Origin of the sequence: Sphingobium sp. B8D3A (assembly GCF_025961995.1) — a bacterium.
In the GTDB taxonomy this organism is placed as follows: domain Bacteria; phylum Pseudomonadota; class Alphaproteobacteria; order Sphingomonadales; family Sphingomonadaceae; genus Sphingobium.
The window spans coordinates 1,732,833-1,751,338 of the sequence record NZ_JAOQOS010000001.1; the positions used below are offsets into that span (position 1 = coordinate 1,732,833).

General features: G+C 64.4%; 23 protein-coding genes. 13 read left to right on the plus strand and 10 right to left on the minus strand.

All coding sequences use genetic code 11. The features are described from left to right. Window positions 1-147: 147 nt before the first annotated feature. The 9 genes from M2342_RS07950 to M2342_RS07990 all read right to left on the minus strand — a co-directional run bounded on the left by M2342_RS07950 (window position 148) and on the right by M2342_RS07990 (window position 6,811). Window positions 148-369, minus strand: a complete 222-nt coding sequence (locus tag M2342_RS07950; RefSeq protein WP_264572605.1) for a hypothetical protein — start codon at window positions 367-369, stop codon at window positions 148-150. 56 nt (window positions 370-425) lie between these two features. After that, window positions 426-1,154 (minus strand): FliA/WhiG family RNA polymerase sigma factor, encoded by a 729-nt coding sequence (locus tag M2342_RS07955; protein WP_264572606.1) that lies wholly within the window; start codon window positions 1,152-1,154, stop codon window positions 426-428. Window positions 1,155-1,235: 81 nt separating this feature from the next. Further along, window positions 1,236-3,341 carry a flagellar biosynthesis protein FlhA gene (gene flhA / locus M2342_RS07960; protein ID WP_264575995.1) on the minus strand — a complete coding sequence of 702 codons (2,106 nt, stop codon included), beginning with the start codon at window positions 3,339-3,341 and terminating at the stop codon, window positions 1,236-1,238. A 9-nt stretch (window positions 3,342-3,350) separates the two neighbouring features. Beyond that, entirely contained in the window at window positions 3,351-4,184 is an 834-nt protein-coding gene (locus M2342_RS07965) for a transglycosylase SLT domain-containing protein (protein WP_264578693.1), read from the minus strand. A gap of 166 nt (window positions 4,185-4,350) precedes the next feature. Continuing rightward, window positions 4,351-4,659, minus strand: a complete 309-nt coding sequence (locus tag M2342_RS07970; RefSeq protein WP_181559394.1) for a hypothetical protein — start codon at window positions 4,657-4,659, stop codon at window positions 4,351-4,353. A gap of 11 nt (window positions 4,660-4,670) precedes the next feature. Continuing rightward, window positions 4,671-4,958 carry a flagellar biosynthesis anti-sigma factor FlgM gene (gene flgM, locus M2342_RS07975; RefSeq protein WP_264578694.1) on the minus strand — a complete coding sequence of 96 codons (288 nt, stop codon included), beginning with the start codon at window positions 4,956-4,958 and terminating at the stop codon, window positions 4,671-4,673. A gap of 53 nt (window positions 4,959-5,011) precedes the next feature. Continuing rightward, window positions 5,012-5,575: a flagella basal body P-ring formation protein FlgA gene (locus tag M2342_RS07980; protein WP_413715126.1), complete on the minus strand. Its 564-nt coding sequence runs from the start codon at window positions 5,573-5,575 to the stop codon at window positions 5,012-5,014. A 58-nt stretch (window positions 5,576-5,633) separates the two neighbouring features. After that, window positions 5,634-6,128, minus strand: a complete 495-nt coding sequence (locus M2342_RS07985; protein ID WP_264578695.1) for a flagellar motor protein MotB — start codon at window positions 6,126-6,128, stop codon at window positions 5,634-5,636. Next, the gene (locus M2342_RS07990) at window positions 6,128-6,811 is read right to left on the minus strand and encodes a motility protein A (protein ID WP_264578696.1); all 684 of its coding nucleotides are present in this window, start codon (window positions 6,809-6,811) and stop codon (window positions 6,128-6,130) included. The genes M2342_RS07985 and M2342_RS07990 overlap by 1 nt, the downstream gene beginning before the upstream one ends. 265 nt (window positions 6,812-7,076) lie before the next feature. On the opposite strand from M2342_RS07990, the gene flgB reads away from it, so the two are divergent. The 13 genes from flgB to M2342_RS08055 all read left to right on the plus strand — a co-directional run bounded on the left by flgB (window position 7,077) and on the right by M2342_RS08055 (window position 17,555). Then, the gene (flgB, locus tag M2342_RS07995) at window positions 7,077-7,433 is read left to right on the plus strand and encodes a flagellar basal body rod protein FlgB (RefSeq protein WP_264572610.1); all 357 of its coding nucleotides are present in this window, start codon (window positions 7,077-7,079) and stop codon (window positions 7,431-7,433) included. Window positions 7,434-7,447: 14 nt separating this feature from the next. Continuing rightward, on the plus strand, window positions 7,448-7,840 hold the full coding sequence (gene flgC, locus M2342_RS08000; RefSeq protein ID WP_264570078.1) for a flagellar basal body rod protein FlgC: 393 nt from the start codon (window positions 7,448-7,450) through the stop codon (window positions 7,838-7,840). After that, window positions 7,837-8,514: a flagellar hook assembly protein FlgD gene (locus M2342_RS08005; protein WP_264570079.1), complete on the plus strand. Its 678-nt coding sequence runs from the start codon at window positions 7,837-7,839 to the stop codon at window positions 8,512-8,514. Before flgC ends, M2342_RS08005 begins: the two co-directional genes overlap by 4 nt. A 28-nt stretch (window positions 8,515-8,542) precedes the next feature. Continuing rightward, entirely contained in the window at window positions 8,543-9,367 is an 825-nt protein-coding gene (locus tag M2342_RS08010) for a flagellar hook-basal body complex protein (RefSeq protein ID WP_181559404.1), read from the plus strand. A 32-nt stretch (window positions 9,368-9,399) separates the two neighbouring features. Further along, window positions 9,400-10,140: a flagellar basal-body rod protein FlgF gene (flgF, locus tag M2342_RS08015; RefSeq protein ID WP_181559406.1), complete on the plus strand. Its 741-nt coding sequence runs from the start codon at window positions 9,400-9,402 to the stop codon at window positions 10,138-10,140. Between the two features lie 23 nt (window positions 10,141-10,163). Beyond that, window positions 10,164-10,952 carry a flagellar basal-body rod protein FlgG gene (gene flgG / locus M2342_RS08020; protein ID WP_264578697.1) on the plus strand — a complete coding sequence of 263 codons (789 nt, stop codon included), beginning with the start codon at window positions 10,164-10,166 and terminating at the stop codon, window positions 10,950-10,952. 8 nt (window positions 10,953-10,960) lie between these two features. Beyond that, entirely contained in the window at window positions 10,961-11,662 is a 702-nt protein-coding gene (locus tag M2342_RS08025; RefSeq protein ID WP_264580015.1) for a flagellar basal body L-ring protein FlgH, read from the plus strand. A gap of 89 nt (window positions 11,663-11,751) precedes the next feature. Beyond that, window positions 11,752-12,810 (plus strand): flagellar basal body P-ring protein FlgI, encoded by a 1,059-nt coding sequence (locus M2342_RS08030; RefSeq protein WP_264574865.1) that lies wholly within the window; start codon window positions 11,752-11,754, stop codon window positions 12,808-12,810. After that, window positions 12,807-13,130: a rod-binding protein gene (locus M2342_RS08035; RefSeq protein WP_264572613.1), complete on the plus strand. Its 324-nt coding sequence runs from the start codon at window positions 12,807-12,809 to the stop codon at window positions 13,128-13,130. Before M2342_RS08030 ends, M2342_RS08035 begins: the two co-directional genes overlap by 4 nt. Beyond that, window positions 13,127-14,464, plus strand: coding sequence for a flagellar hook-associated protein FlgK (gene flgK, locus M2342_RS08040; protein ID WP_264578698.1), 1,338 nt, complete (start codon window positions 13,127-13,129; stop codon window positions 14,462-14,464). Before M2342_RS08035 ends, flgK begins: the two co-directional genes overlap by 4 nt. Before the next feature lie 20 nt (window positions 14,465-14,484). Continuing rightward, on the plus strand, window positions 14,485-15,318 hold the full coding sequence (locus tag M2342_RS08045; RefSeq protein WP_264578699.1) for a flagellin: 834 nt from the start codon (window positions 14,485-14,487) through the stop codon (window positions 15,316-15,318). 214 nt (window positions 15,319-15,532) lie between these two features. Continuing rightward, window positions 15,533-16,396 carry a flagellar motor stator protein MotA gene (gene motA / locus M2342_RS08050; RefSeq protein ID WP_181559413.1) on the plus strand — a complete coding sequence of 288 codons (864 nt, stop codon included), beginning with the start codon at window positions 15,533-15,535 and terminating at the stop codon, window positions 16,394-16,396. Between the two features lie 10 nt (window positions 16,397-16,406). Beyond that, window positions 16,407-17,555 carry a flagellar motor protein MotB gene (locus M2342_RS08055; protein ID WP_264578700.1) on the plus strand — a complete coding sequence of 383 codons (1,149 nt, stop codon included), beginning with the start codon at window positions 16,407-16,409 and terminating at the stop codon, window positions 17,553-17,555. 171 nt (window positions 17,556-17,726) lie between these two features. Here M2342_RS08055 and M2342_RS08060 read toward each other — a convergent pair whose 3' ends face one another. Next, a complete protein-coding gene (locus tag M2342_RS08060) occupies window positions 17,727-18,347 on the minus strand; it encodes a PEPxxWA-CTERM sorting domain-containing protein (protein WP_264578701.1) in 621 nt (206 codons plus the stop codon). Between the last annotated feature and the right edge of the window lie 159 nt (window positions 18,348-18,506).

Here is an 18,506-nt window from a genome sequence, read left to right on the forward strand (position 1 = left end):
CGCCGCCCTCTTCAGGGCCCCAGTACGTACCCAGATCCGCCGTCGCTTACCAAAAAGACCCAATCACACCTTTCGCAACGATCCCCTAAAGAGGAGGGGCTAAATCTGCTCGATTTTGAATTGAGGCGGCGCGCTGTCCGCAAACGCTCACTTCTTATCGACAGCACCTTGGGCCGCATCGCCCACATCCTGCGCTGCATCGCCGACTTGCTGCGCCGCCGTGGACACGGCGTCGTTCTTGTTATCCTGGCTCTGCAGCAGGAAGTAACCGCCCACCGCGAGGATCAGCAGTGCCACGATCGCAATGATCGCGGTTGCGCTGCCGCCGCTCGAGCGCTCGACGATTACCGTTTTGGGTTCTTCGGCCATGTCATCCTCCACCTGATTGATGGCGGAGAAACGATCATCGCGCAGCGCGGTTCCGGTCAGAGGAAGGCGCTGAGGCGTCCCCGCAGCTTGTCAAGCGCAGATTTCTTGATTTGGCACACCCGGGCCGCACCAATGTCGAGCGTCAGTCCGATTTCCTCAAGGTTCATTTCCTCGACGAAGTAGAGCTGCAGAACCATCGCCTCGCGCTCGGGCAGTTCCTTGATGCAGGCGGAAACCGCGCGCTTGAGGGATTCCCGCTCCAGCACTTCCTCGGCGCCCTCGGTTGCATCGGCGAACCACATCGACTGGTCCGAATAGACCTCGTCCATGCTCTGGTGTTGGGCCATATCCGTCCCGTCGGCAAGCTCGCGCCAGCCGGCAGCATCAAGACCCAGATGCGCGGCCACTTCGCTATCCGCGGGCGGGCGACCGAAGCGTTGCTCCAGCGCGCGACGGGCATCCTGAATGGTCTTGCGGCGCGCCATCGCCGAGCGACACAGGGTCGCATGGCGGCGCAGATGGTCGATCATCGCGCCGCGCACGCGCATCTGCGCATAGGTCGCAAAGCCGAAGCCGCGATCCTCGAAGCTGTTGGCCGCCTCGACCAGCGCGACCATGCCGATCTGCAGCAGATCCTCGATCTCGATGGCGCTGGAGACGCGCCCATGGACATGCCAGGCGATCTTGCGCACCAGCGGCATATATTGCTGCGCCAGCTGATCCGGTGAGACACCGGGCCGGCGACCATAAGTCAGGGCTGCAACCTCAAGCTGTGCGCTGTGCATGGGTCTCATCTACGCTGAAAGGTTTAACCGGGAATTTCCGAGCAGGGCGGAGGCGTGTGCGGATTATGCTGCGCAATATCGTCATGCCGCCTGCAACCGCTCCACCTGGTGGATGCGCGTCTCGTTGCCGACCACCGCCACGACTTCCACGGCCTTGCCATCCGGGATTTCCAGGAAGGAGAGCACCGGAACGTCGGGCAGATGCGGACGGAACAGGCGGGAGAGGGCGCGGCGCGCCACCGGCGAGGTCACGATCGCAAAGCTGCGGGCCTGCGCCATGAGCGGGCGGGCCGCCTCGCTCACCTGTTCGATCAGGCGCTGGGCCAGCGCCGGCTCGATGGGGTGGTGGGCATCGGCGCCGACGCGCATAGCCTGAGCGAGCAGGCCCTCAAGTTCGCCATCCAGCGTGAGCACCGGCAGCGGCGCCTTCACTGGCACGATGCTCTGGATGATCAGCGAGCCAATGCGCTGGCGGACCGCCTCGATGAGCGCGTCGGTGGACATGTCCCCGCGCGCAACGATCACCATGGCTTCGGCGATACGGCGGAAGTCCTTGAGCGGAATGCCCTCGATGAGCAGCCCCCGGCACAGCGCGGCGATCTGCGCGAGGCTCAGCGGATTGGGCGTCAGCCCATCGACAAGTTGCGGCGTCACTTCACGCAGCGTGTCCAGCAGCTTCTTGGCCTCGTCCATGCCGAACAGCTCAGCGGCGTTCTGCAGGATGAGATGATTGATATGCGTCGCGATCACCGTCGACGGGTCGACGACGGTATAGCCGGAAACGACCGCTTCGCTGCGCCGCTCCATCGGAATCCACACCGCGTCCAGCCCGAAGGTCGGGTCCTGCGCGGCGCGACCCTCGATCCGCTGGGTGATGTCGCCGCTGTCGAGCGCCAACAGGCTATCGGGGAAAATCTCGTCCTCGCCAACCACCACACCGGCGATGGTGATGCGATACTGGTTCGGGCCGAGCGCGAGATTGTCCTTCACCCGGATCATCGGCACCACAAAGCCCAGTTCGCGCGAGAGCTGGCGGCGAATGCCGGTGATCCGGCCGATCAGCGGCGCCTCCTTGCGCTCGTCGACCAGCGAGATCAGGCCATAGCCGATCTCCAGGCCAAGCGCGGCGCCGTCGGAAACGTCGCTCCACTCGATGTGGGCAGGATTTTCGACCACCGCCGGTTCCGCCGGTGCCTCGCTGCGGGCCTTGGCGGCCTTGCGCAGCTTCCACGCGATGAACCAGGCGAGGCCGGCCGCAGGCAGGATGATGAGGTGCGGCATGCCCGGCACGATGCCGAGCACGGTGAGAATGCCGGCAACCGGAACCCAGGCGCGGCTGTGGCCGAACTGGCTGGAGATCTGGCCGGAGAGGTCATGCTCGGACGTGACACGGGTGACGATCGCGGCTGCGGCAATGGAGAGCAGCAGCGCCGGCACCTGCGCCACGAGCGCATCGCCGATGGCCAGCAGGATGTAGGTCTGCGCGGCTTGCCCGATGGAGAGATCATGGCTGACCAGACCCAGGGTAATGCCGCCGAGGATATTGATGACGAGGATCAGCACGCCGGCGACGGCGTCGCCCTTCACGAACTTGGAAGCACCGTCCATGGAGCCATAGAAGTCGGCTTCCGTCGCGACTTCCTGCCGGCGGACCTTGGCCTGCTCGGCGGTGAGCAGACCGGCGTTGAGATCGGCATCGATGGCCATCTGCTTGCCGGGCAGGGCGTCGAGAGTGAAGCGGGCGGAGACTTCCGACACGCGGCCCGCGCCCTTGGTGATGACCACCAGGTTGATGATCATCAGGATCGCGAACACGAAGATACCGACGACATAATCGCCGCCGATCATGAAATTGCCGAACGCCTCGATCACATGGCCGGCCGCATCCGATCCATTGTGGCCATTGACCAGCACGATGCGCGTTGAGGCGACGTTGAGCGCGAGGCGCAGCAGCGTGGCGAGCAGCAGCACGGTCGGAAAGCTGGAAAAATCGAGCGGTTTGGCGGCGTTCAGCGCGATCATCAGCACTGCAAGGCTGATCATGATGTTGCCGACGAAGCCGATATCCAGCAGCAGCACCGGCACCGGCACCACCATGAACATGACGAGCAGCAGGATGGCGAAGGGCAGAGCTGCCCCGCGTGCCGAGTTCTTCCAGATGCTGCCGTTGATGTCGTTGCGCGTCATGGCTGGCAATTACCTTCCGAGGGTGGCGAGCATGAGGTAGGCAAGCCGCGCGGTTTCAGCGCGCGGCGCGAATTCGGGATAGGGCTGCTTTTCGCTGAGCGTCTGGTTCATCGTCAGCCGCTCCTGCGCGATGCGGACATAGTCGGCGGGCATCACGGTCTGCGTGCCGTCCATCGCCATATCGCTTGCCGCACTGCCGGCGGCCTGACCGCCCGCCGCCAGCTTCTGCGCGAAGCTCGCGCGGATGTCCGTCAGGCTGCGGGCATTGCCCTGCCGGTCGAAGAAAACCGAGGCATTGGCCCGAGCAGCGGCGGGAAACAGAGCCGCTCCGGACGCATCGGGTGCCTGCGCCATGGTCGTGAGGAATTTCGCTGCGCCGCCTGCACCGAGGAAATGGGCGAGGTAGAGATCGACCGCCTCGGCCGGTCGGCCGATCCGCTCTTCAAGATAGGCGCGATTGTCGGTGGCCAGCTCGGCCGCCATGATCGAGGCCGTCTCGGGATGATTGCGCAGGTCGAGGATTTGCTGTCGCAGCGTCGGGTCCGAAACCACGTACCGCCCGGTCGCCGTGCGCTCGATGGCGTTGGACGCCCAGTCCATGCCATATTTCGCGCCATGGTCGTTGACGATGGAAAGCCAGCTCTGGTCGATAAACTGGTAGAGGCCGGTCGCACTGGAGGTGCGCGCGCGCGCCGTCGGGTTCAGCGCGCTTTCCACATGCGCCTGGCTCATCAGATAATTGAAATCCACACCGGTGCGACTGCTGGCCTTGGCAATGGCCTGCGTCACCCTGGCGGCATTGCTGCTCTGGGCCGAGTTGGTGGTCAGTCCATTCACGGACATGGCGACTAATGATCTCCCGTTGGTACCGAGGATCAAAAAGCAAGATGCGTGCCAGAATTGGTTAACGGCGGATCGGGATTTTTGGGGCGATCAGACGCGCGGCGACACGCCCACAGGGCGCAGCGGGCTTAGCGTGAAAGTCGGGATATCCGGGTCGAGCCGAAGCTCAGCCGGCGCGCTGGTACAGCGGCTGCGGCACGTCCAGATCGCGATCGGCGATCGCGCCGTGCATCTGCGTGGTCATATCGCCGAGCAGGCAGGCGAGCATCCGCGAGGAATCCAGCTCCTCGATCAGGTCGCTAAACCGCGCCTTGATCGCAGGATCACGCTCCCAGGTCTCGATGGATTTGATCGCATCGAGCGAGATGCGGAACAGGTCCATTGCCGTTTCGATGGCCTGCGGGTCGGCACTTTGCATGGCGACCCGGAGCGAACCGGTCGCGGCCGCGAAATTCTCGATGATGGACAGGTTCATTTGGGGCACGTTCAGGCGCGCAGATGAGGAAGATCGAGGTCGATCATGCGATCGGCGATCTTGTCGGCATCGACCGGATATTGGCCCGAAGCAATGGCCTGCTTGACGCGGTTGATCCGGTCCATGTCCACCGGGGCGCCCTGCGCGGCCATGCGCGCGGCGGGGGTGGCTGCCGTTTCCGCCGCTTTCGCAGGCGCAGGCTCGGCGCTGACTGGCGCAGCGGAGCGGGCTTGTGCAGCGTCGCGCAGCTTGGCTGCCTCTACTGCGGCGCTCGTCGCCTGGCCAACAGACTTGATCATTCCAACGTCCTTTCTGTCCAATCCGTACTATAAACGGATCAGTTCAGGAAAGTTTAAATGCCGGGAATACGAACAACGCCCGTCCGCTCGACACGGGCCATGACAGGCGTGGCGCGCGGTTCTTCGCGCACGCGGATCAGCGCACCGGGCGCGCCGTCTTCATCCGCGACCATCATGCGGGAAATGCTGAAGCTCTCATTGCCCGCGACCAGCTGAACCGGATCGCCCTTCTTGACGACCGGCGCGCTGTTTGTGGCCTCGGAAAAGCGCCCGTTTTGCTGAGGATTGCCGGCCTGCCGGTTGACCAGCAGCGGCACGCGGATGCGCCAGCCCAGACTAGGGCAGGCGACCGTCGCGGCGTTCATCTGCGGGGTTTCGACCGTCGGCGTCTGCGGGCAGGGTGCCAGCTTCAGGCGGCGATCGATGGGCGCCAGTGGGCCGCCAGGCTGGCCGAGATTGGCGCCCAGGCTGGCCGCAACCAAGCTGTCCAGCCGGTCCAGATTCTCGAAACTCTGCGCCTTTGCCGGCGCGTGGATGCTGGTAAGCGCGATCGCGCCGAGCAGCAGGGCTACGATGAGGGCAGCGCGCTTGGGGAAGGTCAGGCGTTCAATCGTCACGTCACTTGCTCCGATGCATGGTCGGAACAAACACAGCAAGGTCCGTGCCAGACGCATGTTACCGGTCGGTTTCGGCCAGTTCGGTGATCCTGATAGTCTGCTTGCCGGGTGCGCTGTCATCAGCGCGTTCGGCGAGGCCTGCGATCCGCAGGCGCTTTTCCGGCACTCCGGCGGCGACCAGGGTTCGGGCGACGGCGCCGAGGCGCGCTGCCGCCAGATCCCAGGCGTCGAAGCGATGATCGCCGGAGTCGAGGTCAATTGACTGAATCCGCACGATCTTGTTCTCACGCATGATGGGTTCTGCGGCTTTCAGCAAGGCGGCGCGACCGGCGGGGTTGAGCAGAGCCTCGCCAGGCTCGAACAGCTCTTGCGCGACGAGATCGGCCTGGCGCGGCGCCTCGAACGCGCCGAAATAGCTGCCAATCCCCGCCAGCGCCGTCTCACGCGTGGTCTGGTTGGACTGCAGCAGGGCGAAAAAGGCGAGCAGCAGCAGGCACAAATCGGCGAAGCTCAGCGCCCAGCGCGCGCGGTTTTGGCGCGGCTGCACCGACATCAGGCGACCTCGCGAATGCTGGCACGCTGGAACGGATTGGCTTCCCGACGGGCGATGGCGATCATCCGGTCGGCCATGGCCTGCTGCCAGCCAATCTCTCGCTCGGACTGCGCCGAGAGGCGGTTGGCGATGGGCCCGGCGATGGCGTTGGCGAGGATCAGGCCGTGCAATGTGGTCATCAGCGCCAGCGCCATGAAGGGGCCGATGGCCGCCGGGTCGCTCATCTGCGCAAACATACCGATCAGGCCGACGATCGTGCCTGCCATGCCGACGGCCGGCGCGGCATCGGCCAGCGCATTCCAGAAGGCGATGACCCGCCCGTGACGGGCACGGCGATCATGGATCGCCTGATGGACCCAGAGCGCGAAATGCTCGGCATCTGCGGCATTGGCAAGCGTGGTGAGGGTCTGGCTGACGAAGGGATGGGTGCTTTCCAGCCGGTCGGCGCGGGCCAGGCCCTTGAGCTGCGCGACAGCCTCGACCTTGAACAGCAGGGCGCGGGCATTGTCGCGTTCATCATCCGGGCGCGCGGTCAGCAGCGGGCGCAGGGAAGCCAGGGCGCGAAAACCCGTGCCGAACCCGACCTGCGCCAGTGCGATCATGATCGCGCCGCCCAGCACCATCAGCAGGGGCAGCGGCGCGAAGACGTGGCCGAGAATATCCAACCCCACAACATCCGACATGGTCCCGCTCATCCCCCGATGCTGCCGGGCGCACGTGCGCACCGGCAAAACTCTGCCGCCAACCGGCAAAACATTGCCACCCTTGCCGCCCGCCTGCGCAAAAGGCGCGGAAATCCTCATGTCCGCGCGGCCTCAGCCGGCGGAAATTTGGTTTGGCACGGCATTTGCAATCCATACCCGTGGGCATGGGTCGTGCCGGAACCGGACCAGTTTCAACCGGTCAGAACGGATGCGGCTCACGGACTTTTAGGGAAGGCACGAAAAAATGTCGTTCGACGACGCATTGTTCGGCATCCATGGCAAGGCACTGGCGCTGCGCTCGCAGCGGCTGGAGTTGCTTGCCTCCAATATCGCGAACGCCTCGACCCCCGGGTACAAGGCGCGCGACATCGATTTCGAGAAGGCGCTCGCTAGCGCCACCAGCCAGCAGGGCTCGGTGACCGGCGCGCTGGAAACGGCGATGGGCTATCGCGTGCCGCTGCAGGCGAGCAGCGATGGCAACACCGTCGAGATGTCGACCGAGCAGACGCTCTTCGCGGAGAATGCGGTGAAGTACCGCACCACGCTCTCCTTCCTCGAGGGCCGTCTCAACACCATCACGCGCGCGCTGCGGGGAGAATGAGCATGGACAAGCCCATGAACGTTTTCGACATCGCCGGGCGCGCCATGTCCGCGCAGCTCGTGCGCCTCAACGCCACCGCGTCCAACCTCGCCAATGCCGGCTCGGTCACGGGCAGCGAGGACAAGGCCTATCGCGCGATCCGCCCGGTCTTTTCCACCGTAGTCGAGAAGCCCGGCGTCGCCACGGTCAAGGTCGATAACGTCGTGACCTCCGACACGCCCGCCACCAAGCGGCACGAGCCCGGCCATCCGCTAGCCGATGCCAATGGCGATGTGTGGGAAGCCGGCGTCGATACCAGCGCCGAACTCGTCGAAATGGTTGAGAGCGCGCGCATGTATCAGAACAATGTGCAGGTCCTCCAGACCGCCAAATCCCTCATCCTCGAAACAATCAGGCTCGGCAAATGACAGCAGTGACGACCAACACCAGCCCCTGGGCGGTGGACACCAACACGGCGTTCACCAACCGGAACCTTGCCGAGACGAGCGCGAAGTCCAACGCCTCCATCGACATGAACGGCTTCCTGCGCCTGCTCACCACGCAGATGCAGCATCAGGACCCGTTCCAGCCGATGGACAACAATCAGATGGTCACGCAGATGGCGCAAATGTCGTCGCTGGCCTCGCAGTCGCAATCGACATCCCTGCTCAGCCAGATCGCGGACTCCGTGTCCGGCGCGCGCCTCTCCGACGCGGCGGGCTGGATCGGCAAGTCGATGCTGGTCGAGAGCAACATCGCCACGCCCGACCGCACCGGCGCTTATGCCGGCGAGATCGCGCTGGGCGCCGACGCCTCGAACGTTTCGATCGATCTGGTCGATGCCAGCGGCAAGGTCGTCCAGAGCTTCGATCTTGGCGCACAATCCAAGGGCAATGTGCCCTTCTTCTGGGACGGCCGGGATGACGCCGGCAATGTGATTGGCGGGCAGGCTCTGCAGGTCAAGGTGCGCGGCGCGACGCCGGCCGGCATCGCGACCTGGGCCAGCATCGCCGCCGTCCAGTCCCCCGCGAGCGGCGGCAACGCCCAGCTCATGACCGCCCTCGGCAATTTCTCGCCCGAAGACGCGCTGCGTCTCGGCTGATCCCTGAACTTCACAAGGAGCATCGACCATGTCCTTCTACATTTCGCTTTCCGGCCTCAAGGGCGCCCAGACCGACCTCGGTGTCGTCGCCAACAACGTCGCCAACGTGTCCTCGCTCGCCTTCAAGAAGAGCAAGGCGACCTTCGGCGATATCTATGCGAGCGGCGGCGTCGGCGCGGGCGGCAATGGCGTCCGTCTCGTCGATGTGAAGCAGCAGTTCACGCAGGGCACGCTGGAGACGACCGACAAGACGCTGGATCTGGCCGTCACTGGCGAAGGCTTCTTCACCGTGAAGAGCGCCTCGCCTGACCAGACGATCAGCTACACCCGCGCCGGTGCCTTCACGATGGACAAGAACCGCTTCATCGTCGATTCCACCGGTGCCCGCCTGCAGGTGCTCCCGACCAACGCGACCGGCGATGGCACACCGACCAGCACGGCGGCCGGCGATCTCTCTGATCTGGAAATCCCCAGCGCCCATCCGGACGATGCCAGCATTCCGCTCACCGCCATCGCGATCTCGGCCACGGGCGTCGTCAGCGCGACCTTCGGCGATGGCTCGGTGCGCAACCTCGGCGTGGTCGCCATGGCCTCATTCCCCGCGCAGGAAGAGCTGCGGCAGATGGGGGATTCGCACTGGATTTCCTCGGGCGACAGCGGCGAGGCGAGCTACAGCGCCGGCAATAGCGGCATGGTCGGCGCTGTCCGCTCGGGCACGCTGGAGCGCTCGAACGTGGACATCACCGAGGAGCTGGTGGCGCTGATCTCCGCGCAGCGCAACTTCCAGGCGAACTCCAAGGCGATCGAGACCGCCACCGCCATGACCCAGACCATCATCAACATGCGGACCTGATCGCGAAGATCGACCGGACCCGGAGCTGAACCATGGATCGTCTCACCACCATTGCCCGCACCGCGATGCGCGGCACGATGGCTCGCCAGGCGGCGGTCGCGAACAATCTCGCGAACGTCAACACCAGCGGCTTTCGCGCCGAGATCGCCAACGCCTCGACCCGCTGGGTCGGCGGCGGCGCGTTCCAGAGCCGCGCGGAGCAGGTGGGGCAGGTCATCGCGGCGGACATGAAGGCCGGCACGGCGGTGCAGACCGGCAATACGCTCGACATCGCGGTGGATGGCGAGGCCCTCATCGCGGTGCAGGCCAATGACGGGTCGGAAGCCTATACAAGGCGCGGCGACCTGCGCCTGAACGAGAGCGGCCTGCTGACCACGGGCGATGGCTATCCGGTGCTTGGGGAGGGCGGCCCGATCACCCTGCCGCCCGCCGATAGCGTCAACATTGCCAAGGATGGCAGCATCTGGATCGTCCCGCAGGGCGGCCAGATCGATCAGCCGCAGCAGGTCGATGTCATCAAGCTGGTGAACGCCAAGGGATCGACGATCGCCAAGTCCACCGACACGCTGTTCCGCGAAGTGAATGGCGGCGCCTTGCCGCAAGACCCGATGGCGACCGTGACCAGCGGCGCTCTCGAAGGCTCGAACGTGAATGCCACCACGGCGCTTGTCCAGATGATCGAGGCGAGCCGCGCGTGGGAAAACCAGATCAAGATGATCGACACCGCCAAGGAGATCGACTCCGGCGGCGCGAGCCTCATGCGGCTCGACTGACGGATAGATAGGGGACCAGACCAATGACCAGCAGCGCACTTCATGTCGCCCGCACCGGCCTTGACGCACAGGACGTCAAGATGCGCGTCATCGCCAACAACCTGGCGAACGTGAACACGGTCGGCTTCAAGCGCGACCGCGCCAATTTCGAGACGCTGGCCTATCAGCAGGTGATTGCGGCGGGCACGCAGGCGGACAGCCAGAACCGGCTCGCCATCGGCCTCAACCTCGGCACTGGCGTGCAACTCACCGGCACCGAGCGTATCGATACCCAAGGCACGATGAACACCACCGGCAACCCCTATGATCTCGCGATCGAGGGAGCCGGTTTCTTCCAGCTGCAGCAGCCCGACGGCACGATTGCCTATACCCGGGCCGGCAATTTCAAGACCAACGCGGAAGGCCTGCTGGTCTCGCCGGATGGCCTGCCGCTGGTGCCGCAGATTCAGCTTCCCGAGGGCGTGAGTGCCGTCACCATCGGCAATGACGGGACCGTCTCGGCGACCGTCGCCGGGCAGCAAGAACCGGTCGAGCTGGGCGCGATCGAAACCGCGCGGTTCGTCAATCCCGCTGGCCTTCAGGCTGTCGGTGGCAACCTGCTGCTGGAGACGGCGGCCTCCGGCGCGCCTCAGGTCGGCGCTGCGGGCCTCGAAGGTCGCGGCACCATCCGCCAAGGCGCGCTCGAACAATCGAACGTCAACACCGTCGAGGAGTTGGTCACGATGATCGAGACCCAGCGCGCCTATGAGATCGCCTCCAAGATGATCAAGGCGACCGACGAGATGCTTCAGTACGTCAACCAGCAGCTTTGAGCATGATCATGCAGTATCGCCGTTCCGCCTTCCTGATCCTCGCCATCACGGCGACTGCCCTCGCCGCGCCGGCGTCTGCCGGTCTGTTCGGCAAGAAGCAGGAGCCGCTCGAAAATCCGGCCTATCAGGTCACCTATCCGGGCGATGCTGGCAGCGCCGCGCCGGTGCGGCCCAATGGCGGCATCTTCCAGGCCTCGGCCGGCTATTCCGCGCTGACCAATGGCGCGCGGGCAGCAAGCGTGGGCGATGTCATCACCATCCTCCTCGTCGAGCGGACGCAGGCGAGCAAGAGCACCAGCGCGAACACCAATCGCGCCGGCAGCATCGGCCTCACACCGCCCAGCACCGGGCCGTTCAGTAAGCTGTTCAGCGGTAGCGACATCGCCTCGGGCGGCACGCAAGGCTTCACCGGCAAGGGTGACGCTGCGCAGTCCAACGCGCTCTCGGGCGAAATCACTGTCACCATCGCGCGGGTCTATCCCAATGGCACGATGCTGGTGCGCGGGCAGAAGGCCCTCACGCTCAATCGCGGCGACGAATATGTCCAGATCTCCGGCCTTGTCCGGCAGGCGGACATCGGGCCCGACAACCGCATTCTCTCGACGCGCGTCGCCGATGCGCGGATCACCTACACCGGCAAGGGAGAAATCGCCCGCGCCAGCCGTCAGGGCTGGCTGCAGCGCTTCTTCTCCATGATCAGCCCGTTCTGATGGAGCTTTCAGCCATGATCAGGCCTTATCCCTCCTTGCTCCGTCGGCTGGTCGTCTCCCTCGCCCTGCTGGCGTTCGGGCTCTGCCTCATGATCGCCACCTCGGCCCATGCCCAGCGCATCAAGGACATCGGCACCTTCGAGGGGCTGCGGTCCAACCAGCTTGTCGGCTATGGCGTTGTGGTCGGCCTCGCCGGCACGGGCGATGACAGCCTCGATTATGCGACACAGGGCGTGAAGGGCGTGATCTCGCGCTTCGGCCTCACTTTGCCGCCGGGCGTCAACCCCTCGCTCAAGAATGCCGCAGCCGTGCTGGTGACGGCGGAATTGCCGGCCTTCGCCAAGCCCGGCCAGCGGCTGGACGTGACCGTCTCCGCGCTCGGCAAGGCCAAGTCGCTGCGCGGCGGCACGCTGGTGCTGACCCCAATGCGCGGCGCCGATGGCGAGATCTATGCGATGGCGCAGGGCAATATGGCCGTCGGCGGTTTCGGCGTATCCGGCGCCGATGGCTCGCAGCTTTCTGTGAACGTGCCCTCGGCCGGCCGCATCCCCTCGGGGGCCTCTGTCGAGCGCGCCGTGGCCACCGGGTTCGAGACCAGCCCGACGATCAATTTCAACCTCGCGGAGGCGGACGTGACGACCGCGCTGCGGGTGGCCGACGCGATCAACCTCGCGTTCGGCGATCAGCGCGCCCGCGCGGTGGATGGCGTTTCCATCGCCATCGATGCCCCGCCGGGTGCCGAGAGCCGCGTCATGATGATGGGCCTCATCGAAAACATCCAGGTCAAGCCCGCCGATCCGCCCGCAAAAGTGATCGTCAACGCGCGCAGCGGCACCGTCGTCATCAACGGCAATGTGCAGATCACCCCGGCCGCGGTGAGCCATGGCAAGTTGACCGTGACCGTGACCGAAGCGCCGCGCATCGTGCAGCCTGCGCCGCTCTCGCGGGGGGTAACGGCGGTGGAGGAATCCAGCCAGCTTTCCGCCCATGAGGAAAAGAATCCGATGTTCCTGTTTAAAGGTGGCGCGTCTCTGGCCGATATAGTCAAGGCGGTGAATGCCGTGGGTGCCTCCCCCTCGGACCTTCTCGAGATCCTGAGCGCGCTCAAGCAAGCCGGCGCCATGCGGGCGGAGCTGGAGGTGATATGACACAGGTCTCAGGGATCGGCTCCGGTCAGGCGGCCTTTGCCGCCGCCATGCAGGGCGCGCAGGCGCAAGCCCCGACGTCGCCAAAGGCCAGCGACGATCACGCCGCATTGCAGAAGGCCGCCAAGGCATTCGAGGCCGTGTTCACCCGCCAGCTCCTGTCTTCCATGCGCCAGGCGAGCCTGGGCGAAGAGATTGGCGGCGGCAGCGGGCTAGACCAGTTCCGCGAGATGCAGGACGCGCATATGGCCGAAGGGCTCGCCACCAAGGGTGGCCTTGGCATTGCCGAACTGATCCTCCAGCAGCTTGACCATAAGCCGTGAGCAGCGATCTTCTCCAGATCGGCGCTTCGGGCACGCGCGCCTATCAGGCGGCGATGGGAGCGATTGCCGATAATATCGCGAACGCGGAGACGCCCGGCTACAGCCGCCGGACGATTGCGCTCAGCGAATCCGCGGCGGGCAATTCGCCGATGCTGCTCTATAAATCGAGCGCCTCCTTCTACGGCGTGCAGATCGGCGGCGTGGTGCGCGCATCCGACCAATATCTGGAAGCGGCAGCGCGTCAGACGACCAATGCGCTGGGCAGCGTCAATCAGCGTGCCCGCTGGATGTCGGACATCCAGACCGCCCTCAACGATGGCGAACTGGGCGTCGGCCAGCGCTTCACCGGCATGTTCGCAGCGGTGGAGCGGCTCGCCTCCAACCCCACAGACACGACGCTGCAGGCGGACGTGCTATTCTCGTTCGAGCAGATCAATGCGGCCTTCCAGCAGAGCCACAATGATCTGGTCTCGATCCGCAGCTCGATCGGCAACACGGCCACCAATGAGGTGGATTCGCTCAACGATGCGTTGCGCCAGCTCGGCAATGCCAATGAGGGCCTGCGCCGCGTGCCGGAGGGAACGGCGAGCCATGCGAGCCTGCTGGATTCACGCGATCAGGCCCTGAGCGAGATTGCCGAGCGGCTGAACGTGACGGTGACCTTCGGCGCCAATGGCGTCGCGAACATCAGTTACGGCAGCGACATGCTGGTCGAGAACAATCAGGTGAAGACCCTGACGGTCAGTCAGGCCGCCGACGGCATTTTGAGCTTCGGGCTGGCGGACGGCACGGCGATTGCTACCCCGACAGGCGGCGCGCTAGGCGGCATCGCCACCAGTGCCGGCATTGTGCGGGACAGGATCGACGCGCTGGACGACCTCGCGAGCCGCTATGTGAGTGAAATGAATGATTGGCACACCAGCGGTTATTCATCGCCCGGTGTCGCGGGTCAGACACTGCTGAGCATGGGGGCGGATGCCAGCTCGCTCTCGGTGCTGGTCAGCTCGCCGGCTCTGGTCGCGCGGTTCTCCGCCGATGGCACCGCAAACGGCAATCTGTTGGCCATGACCGCCCTGCGCGGCAGCGGGTCCATCGAGGATGAATGGACCGGCATCATTGCGACCCATGGCAGCATCGCCAACAGCACGACCAAAGAGCAGACTGCGGCCGAGAGCCGGAATACTATGGCGCAGCAGGCGCGCGCCGATGTGGCCGGCATCAATCTCGACCGAGAAGCCGCGGAATTGATCCGGCTCCAGCAGGCCTACCAGGCATCGTCCCGCGTGATCCAGGTCGCACGGGAAATGTTCCAGACACTGATTTCCGCATTCTGACGCAATAAGGGCAATCCATCATGGTTTTCATCACCACGCAGTCCATCACGGCTGAGATTACCCGCCAGCAGCGGCTCGCTGCGGATATTGCGGGGGAACAGACCAAGATTTCGACGACCAAGAAGATCAACCAGCCCTCGGACAATCCGCACGACTGGGTGCAGATCTCGCAGGTGGGGCGGCGCCAGTCGATCAACGCGGCGTGGAAGGGCAATCTGACCTTTGCCGAATCCCGCGCGACGCAGGCCAGCACCAATCTCAATGAGGTCAAGAATCTCATGACGCGGGTGACCGAACTGATCGTCACGTCGACCGCGACTGCGGATGGCTCGGTTGGGCGTGAGGCGGCCGCGAAGGAACTGGAGGGCATTCGCGCGACGATCAACGATATCATCAATCAGACCGATTATCAGGGGACGCCGGTGTTCGATCATCCCAGCGCCGTGCTGATTCCGCTGGGCGCAGGGCTGAACGTGGAGGCCGTGCCGACCCGGGCGAGTATCACGGAAAACGCGGTGGGCAGTCGGTCGATCGATCAGGTGCTGTCCGACATCATTAATGTGGTGCGCACCGGCACGGAGGCGGACCGGTCCGCCGCGTTGCAGGATGCGCGCACGGCGCTGGATCACGTCATCGTCTCCCAGTCCGTGCAGGGTGTTCGCTCGCAGCGGCTGGAAGACATTGGCGGGCGGCTGACAAATTCCGGCCTGGCCCTGAGCGAGCGCCGGTCCGCGCTGGAAGATACGGACATCACCGAGACCAGCGTGAAGCTGCAAAGCAAATTGCTGACGCTGGAAGCCGCGCAACTGGCCTTCGCGCGGATCAATCAGAAGTCGCTGTTCGATCTTTTCTGATCCGGTTCGAAGCGAGGCAAATCTGGCGGTCCGCAGGCTTTTGGCTGCGGGCCGTTTTTCTTGTTCGCGCCGTCAGAAATTTCGAAAAATCGTAATCGTCATCTTTCGCTAACCCTGTCGCTAAACCCTGTTTCAGCAGAGCCGTTCTAGGAAGGGATGAAGGGACCAAAAGCAGCTGTGCGCGGTCTCGTTTTATGAACATGCGGGGATCAGAATGTTCGCTGGTATCGGTCTTGTCGTTCTGCTGGTCATGGTCTTCGGGGGCTTCATGCTCACCGGCGGCGCCATTGGTCCGGTGCTTCATGCGCTTCCGCACGAAATGCTCATCATCGGCGGCGCGGCGGCCGGCGCGCTGATCATCGGCAACAGCGGCGCGGACTTGAAAGCGCTGGCCGGCGGCGTGATGACCGTCTTCAAAGGTCCCAAGTTCAAGAAGCAGGATTATCTCGACTGCATCTTCCTCGTCAGCAAGCTGATGAAGACACTGCGGGTCGAAGGCCCGGTCGCGCTCGAACCGCATATCGAAGACCCCAAATCCTCCGCGATCTTCGCCGAATATCCCCGGCTGATGGCGGACAGCGCGCTCATCCACCTCATCTGCGATACGTTGCGGCTGGTGGTCGTCTCGTCCGGCACGCTCGATCCGCACGCGGTCGAGGACGTGATGGATAATGCGCTCAAGACCCATCACCATGAGGCGGTTCGTCCTGCCGACAATCTGCAGGGTCTGGCGGACGCGCTACCGGCGCTCGGCATTGTCGCCGCCGTGCTCGGCGTGGTCAAGACCATGGGCTCGATCGACAAGCCGCCGGAGATTCTGGGCGGCATGATCGGCTCGGCGCTCGTCGGTACCTTCCTTGGCGTGCTGCTGGCCTATGGCATGGTCGGGCCGTTCGCCAGCCGCGCCAAGCAGGTGATCGAGGCGGATGGCGCCATGTATCATGTCGTCAAGCAGATCATCATCGCCTCGCTCCACGGCCACCCGCAGCCGCTGGTCATCGAGGCCGCGCGCTCCAACCTCATCCACGCGAACCAGCCGGCCTTTGCCGAAGTGTTCGACGGCATGCGCGGGCGTTGAGGGCTAAGCCATGGCATCGGCCGCAAAGAAACCGGTGAACGAGCCTGAACCAAGGCCAATCATCGTCAAGAAAATCATCGATGGCGGCCATGGCGGCCATCATGGCGGCGCCTGGAAGGTTGCCTATGCCGACTTCGTGACGGCGATGATGGCCTTCTTCCTGCTCATGTGGCTGCTGGGCGCGACAACGGAGAAGCAGCGCAAGGGGCTGGCCGACTATTTCACGCCCACACTGGTGCAGATGAAGATGGACAGCGCCGGCTCCAGCGGGATGTTCGGCGGCGACAGCCTCGTCAGCAAAGAAAATTATCCGACGACGGGCGGGCAGGGCAATCTAGCCATCACCATCCCGCGCGATGCCACGGGCACCAAGGATGTCGGCGGCGAGGATCTCAAGAACCAGGATCGCCAGAAGTTCGAGAAGCTCAAGCAGGAGCTGGAGCAGAAGCTCGAGCGCACCGAAGCGCTGCGAAAGCTGCGCAAGCATGTGCGCTTTACCGAGACGCTCGAGGGCCTGCGCATCGATCTGGTGGATGAAGCCGATTTCGCGATGTTCGCCATCGGCACGGACAAGCTGGTGCCGGAAGCCCGCGCGTTGCTCTCGCAGGTCGCCGAGGCGGTCTCCGAAGTGCCGAACGATGTGATCGTGCGCGGTCACACCGACGCGCTGCCTTATGCCGCCGGGCGCAACATGAACAACTGGCTGCTCTCGTCATCCCGTGCCGAAGCCACTCGCGCCGTGCTGGCGCAGGGCGGCATCGGAGGGGATCGCTTCGCGCGCATCGAAGGCGTGGCGGATCGCGAGCCCTTCGTCGCTGACAACCGGTACGATCCGCGCAACCGGCGCATGTCGGTGATCCTGGCGTGGAGCAAGGACTCTCCCGCCGGGGGGGCGGTCGCCAATGCCGCAGACGCGCAGCCCGCGGCGCCGGCTCCCAAAAGCCCCGAGCAGGCCAAGATCGACCGCCGCATCCTCGTGCGCGATCAGCGCGTCGCTATGGCGGAATCCGAAGTGCGCAAGCTGGACCTCGGCCGAACCGCGCTGCCCCAGGGCGCGACGGTGATCAATGCAGACTCGATTCCCAAACGCAGTTCCAACACCCCGCCGGGCAAGACCGATCTCACGGCCCGCACGACGGGGCTGATGGACCAGCATTGATGAGGTGAGGGTGCGCTTCACGCCACACGGTTCCGCCCGGTTTGCGATCATGGGTAGAGTGGGACGCGACCGATCGGCAGATCGGTCAAACAAAAAGGGCGCCGGGGACGGCGCCCTTTCAAACAGCTATCCGAAGCGCGGGGAAACCGCTGTGCAGCTTCCCCGGCGGGATCAGGCGAACTGCACTTTGGCACTCTTACGGCGCATCGCTGCCCCCGCCAAACCAAGCCCCGCGATCATCATCGCCCAGGTCGTGGGTTCAGGCACCGGTGCCTGGCTGACGCCTTCCACGCGGAACTGACGCGTGCTCGTCACGCCGGGATTGAACGTGAAAGCAAGGCTGGTGATGCCCGTGCCGCTCAGCGTGAACTGGTTGTTGCCATTGCCAATCGTGCAGATGTTGCACGCGGGGCTCGAGAACAGCGCCGAGCCATTGACCAGCAGGTTGAACGTCCCGGTGTCGCCGGCGAAATTGAACGTCACATTGTCCCAGCCCTTGGCGAAGAGGACGCTCAGATCTTCAAGCAGCGGATCGCCATTGATGGTGGCTTCTCCGTTGCCGGTGATGCTCATCGAGCCCGTGCTCGTGCTGAACGTGACACCCGATCCGTCCTGATTGACATAACCGTTCAAGGTCGAGCCAGACTGCGAACCGGACGAATGAACGCCGGTCTGCGCGCCAAACGTACCAGTGTTGAGCGTGAACCCGCTGACCACGACGGCTGCATTGGCAGGCAGAGCCGCAAATGAGGTTCCGCATGCCAGCAGCGCCACTGTCAAAAACTTACCCATGGAAGTGCCCTCTGCATCTCGCAAATCGACAAATACCCCAAGCCGATCTGCCTCCCACGACTCAAATGTCGCTGATGCAAACATACCGCTCCTCAGAGGCCATTTCCATTTTGTTAACTTTGGCTTCCCTGTTGCATCCTGTTCTGGGACATGTTCCCA

Bases quoted from the DNA above. Each gene is read 5' to 3' on its own strand.
- flgG (WP_264578697.1), top strand. From the start codon at position 10,164: ATGACCAGCAGCGCACTTCATGTCGCCCGCACCGGCCTTGACGCACAG.
- M2342_RS08055 (WP_264578700.1), top strand. From the start codon at position 16,407: ATGGCATCGGCCGCAAAGAAACCGGTGAACGAGCCTGAACCAAGGCCA.
- M2342_RS07985 (WP_264578695.1), bottom strand. From the start codon at position 6,128: ATGTCGGTGCAGCCGCGCCAAAACCGCGCGCGCTGGGCGCTGAGCTTC.
- M2342_RS08035 (WP_264572613.1), top strand. From the start codon at position 12,807: ATGACACAGGTCTCAGGGATCGGCTCCGGTCAGGCGGCCTTTGCCGCC.
- M2342_RS07965 (WP_264578693.1), bottom strand. From the start codon at position 4,184: ATGTCCGTGAATGGACTGACCACCAACTCGGCCCAGAGCAGCAATGCC.
- flgF (WP_181559406.1), top strand. From the start codon at position 9,400: ATGGATCGTCTCACCACCATTGCCCGCACCGCGATGCGCGGCACGATG.
- M2342_RS07990 (WP_264578696.1), bottom strand. From the start codon at position 6,811: ATGTCGGATGTTGTGGGGTTGGATATTCTCGGCCACGTCTTCGCGCCG.
- M2342_RS08005 (WP_264570079.1), top strand. From the start codon at position 7,837: ATGACAGCAGTGACGACCAACACCAGCCCCTGGGCGGTGGACACCAAC.
- M2342_RS07955 (WP_264572606.1), bottom strand. From the start codon at position 1,154: ATGCACAGCGCACAGCTTGAGGTTGCAGCCCTGACTTATGGTCGCCGG.
- flgM (WP_264578694.1), bottom strand. From the start codon at position 4,958: ATGATCAAGTCTGTTGGCCAGGCGACGAGCGCCGCAGTAGAGGCAGCC.
- M2342_RS08025 (WP_264580015.1), top strand. From the start codon at position 10,961: ATGCAGTATCGCCGTTCCGCCTTCCTGATCCTCGCCATCACGGCGACT.
- M2342_RS08030 (WP_264574865.1), top strand. From the start codon at position 11,752: ATGATCGCCACCTCGGCCCATGCCCAGCGCATCAAGGACATCGGCACC.
- M2342_RS07950 (WP_264572605.1), bottom strand. From the start codon at position 369: ATGGCCGAAGAACCCAAAACGGTAATCGTCGAGCGCTCGAGCGGCGGC.
- M2342_RS07970 (WP_181559394.1), bottom strand. From the start codon at position 4,659: ATGAACCTGTCCATCATCGAGAATTTCGCGGCCGCGACCGGTTCGCTC.
- motA (WP_181559413.1), top strand. From the start codon at position 15,533: ATGTTCGCTGGTATCGGTCTTGTCGTTCTGCTGGTCATGGTCTTCGGG.
- flgC (WP_264570078.1), top strand. From the start codon at position 7,448: ATGAACGTTTTCGACATCGCCGGGCGCGCCATGTCCGCGCAGCTCGTG.
- flhA (WP_264575995.1), bottom strand. From the start codon at position 3,341: ATGACGCGCAACGACATCAACGGCAGCATCTGGAAGAACTCGGCACGC.
- M2342_RS08010 (WP_181559404.1), top strand. From the start codon at position 8,543: ATGTCCTTCTACATTTCGCTTTCCGGCCTCAAGGGCGCCCAGACCGAC.
- M2342_RS08045 (WP_264578699.1), top strand. From the start codon at position 14,485: ATGGTTTTCATCACCACGCAGTCCATCACGGCTGAGATTACCCGCCAG.
- M2342_RS08060 (WP_264578701.1), bottom strand. From the start codon at position 18,347: ATGGGTAAGTTTTTGACAGTGGCGCTGCTGGCATGCGGAACCTCATTT.
- flgB (WP_264572610.1), top strand. From the start codon at position 7,077: ATGTCGTTCGACGACGCATTGTTCGGCATCCATGGCAAGGCACTGGCG.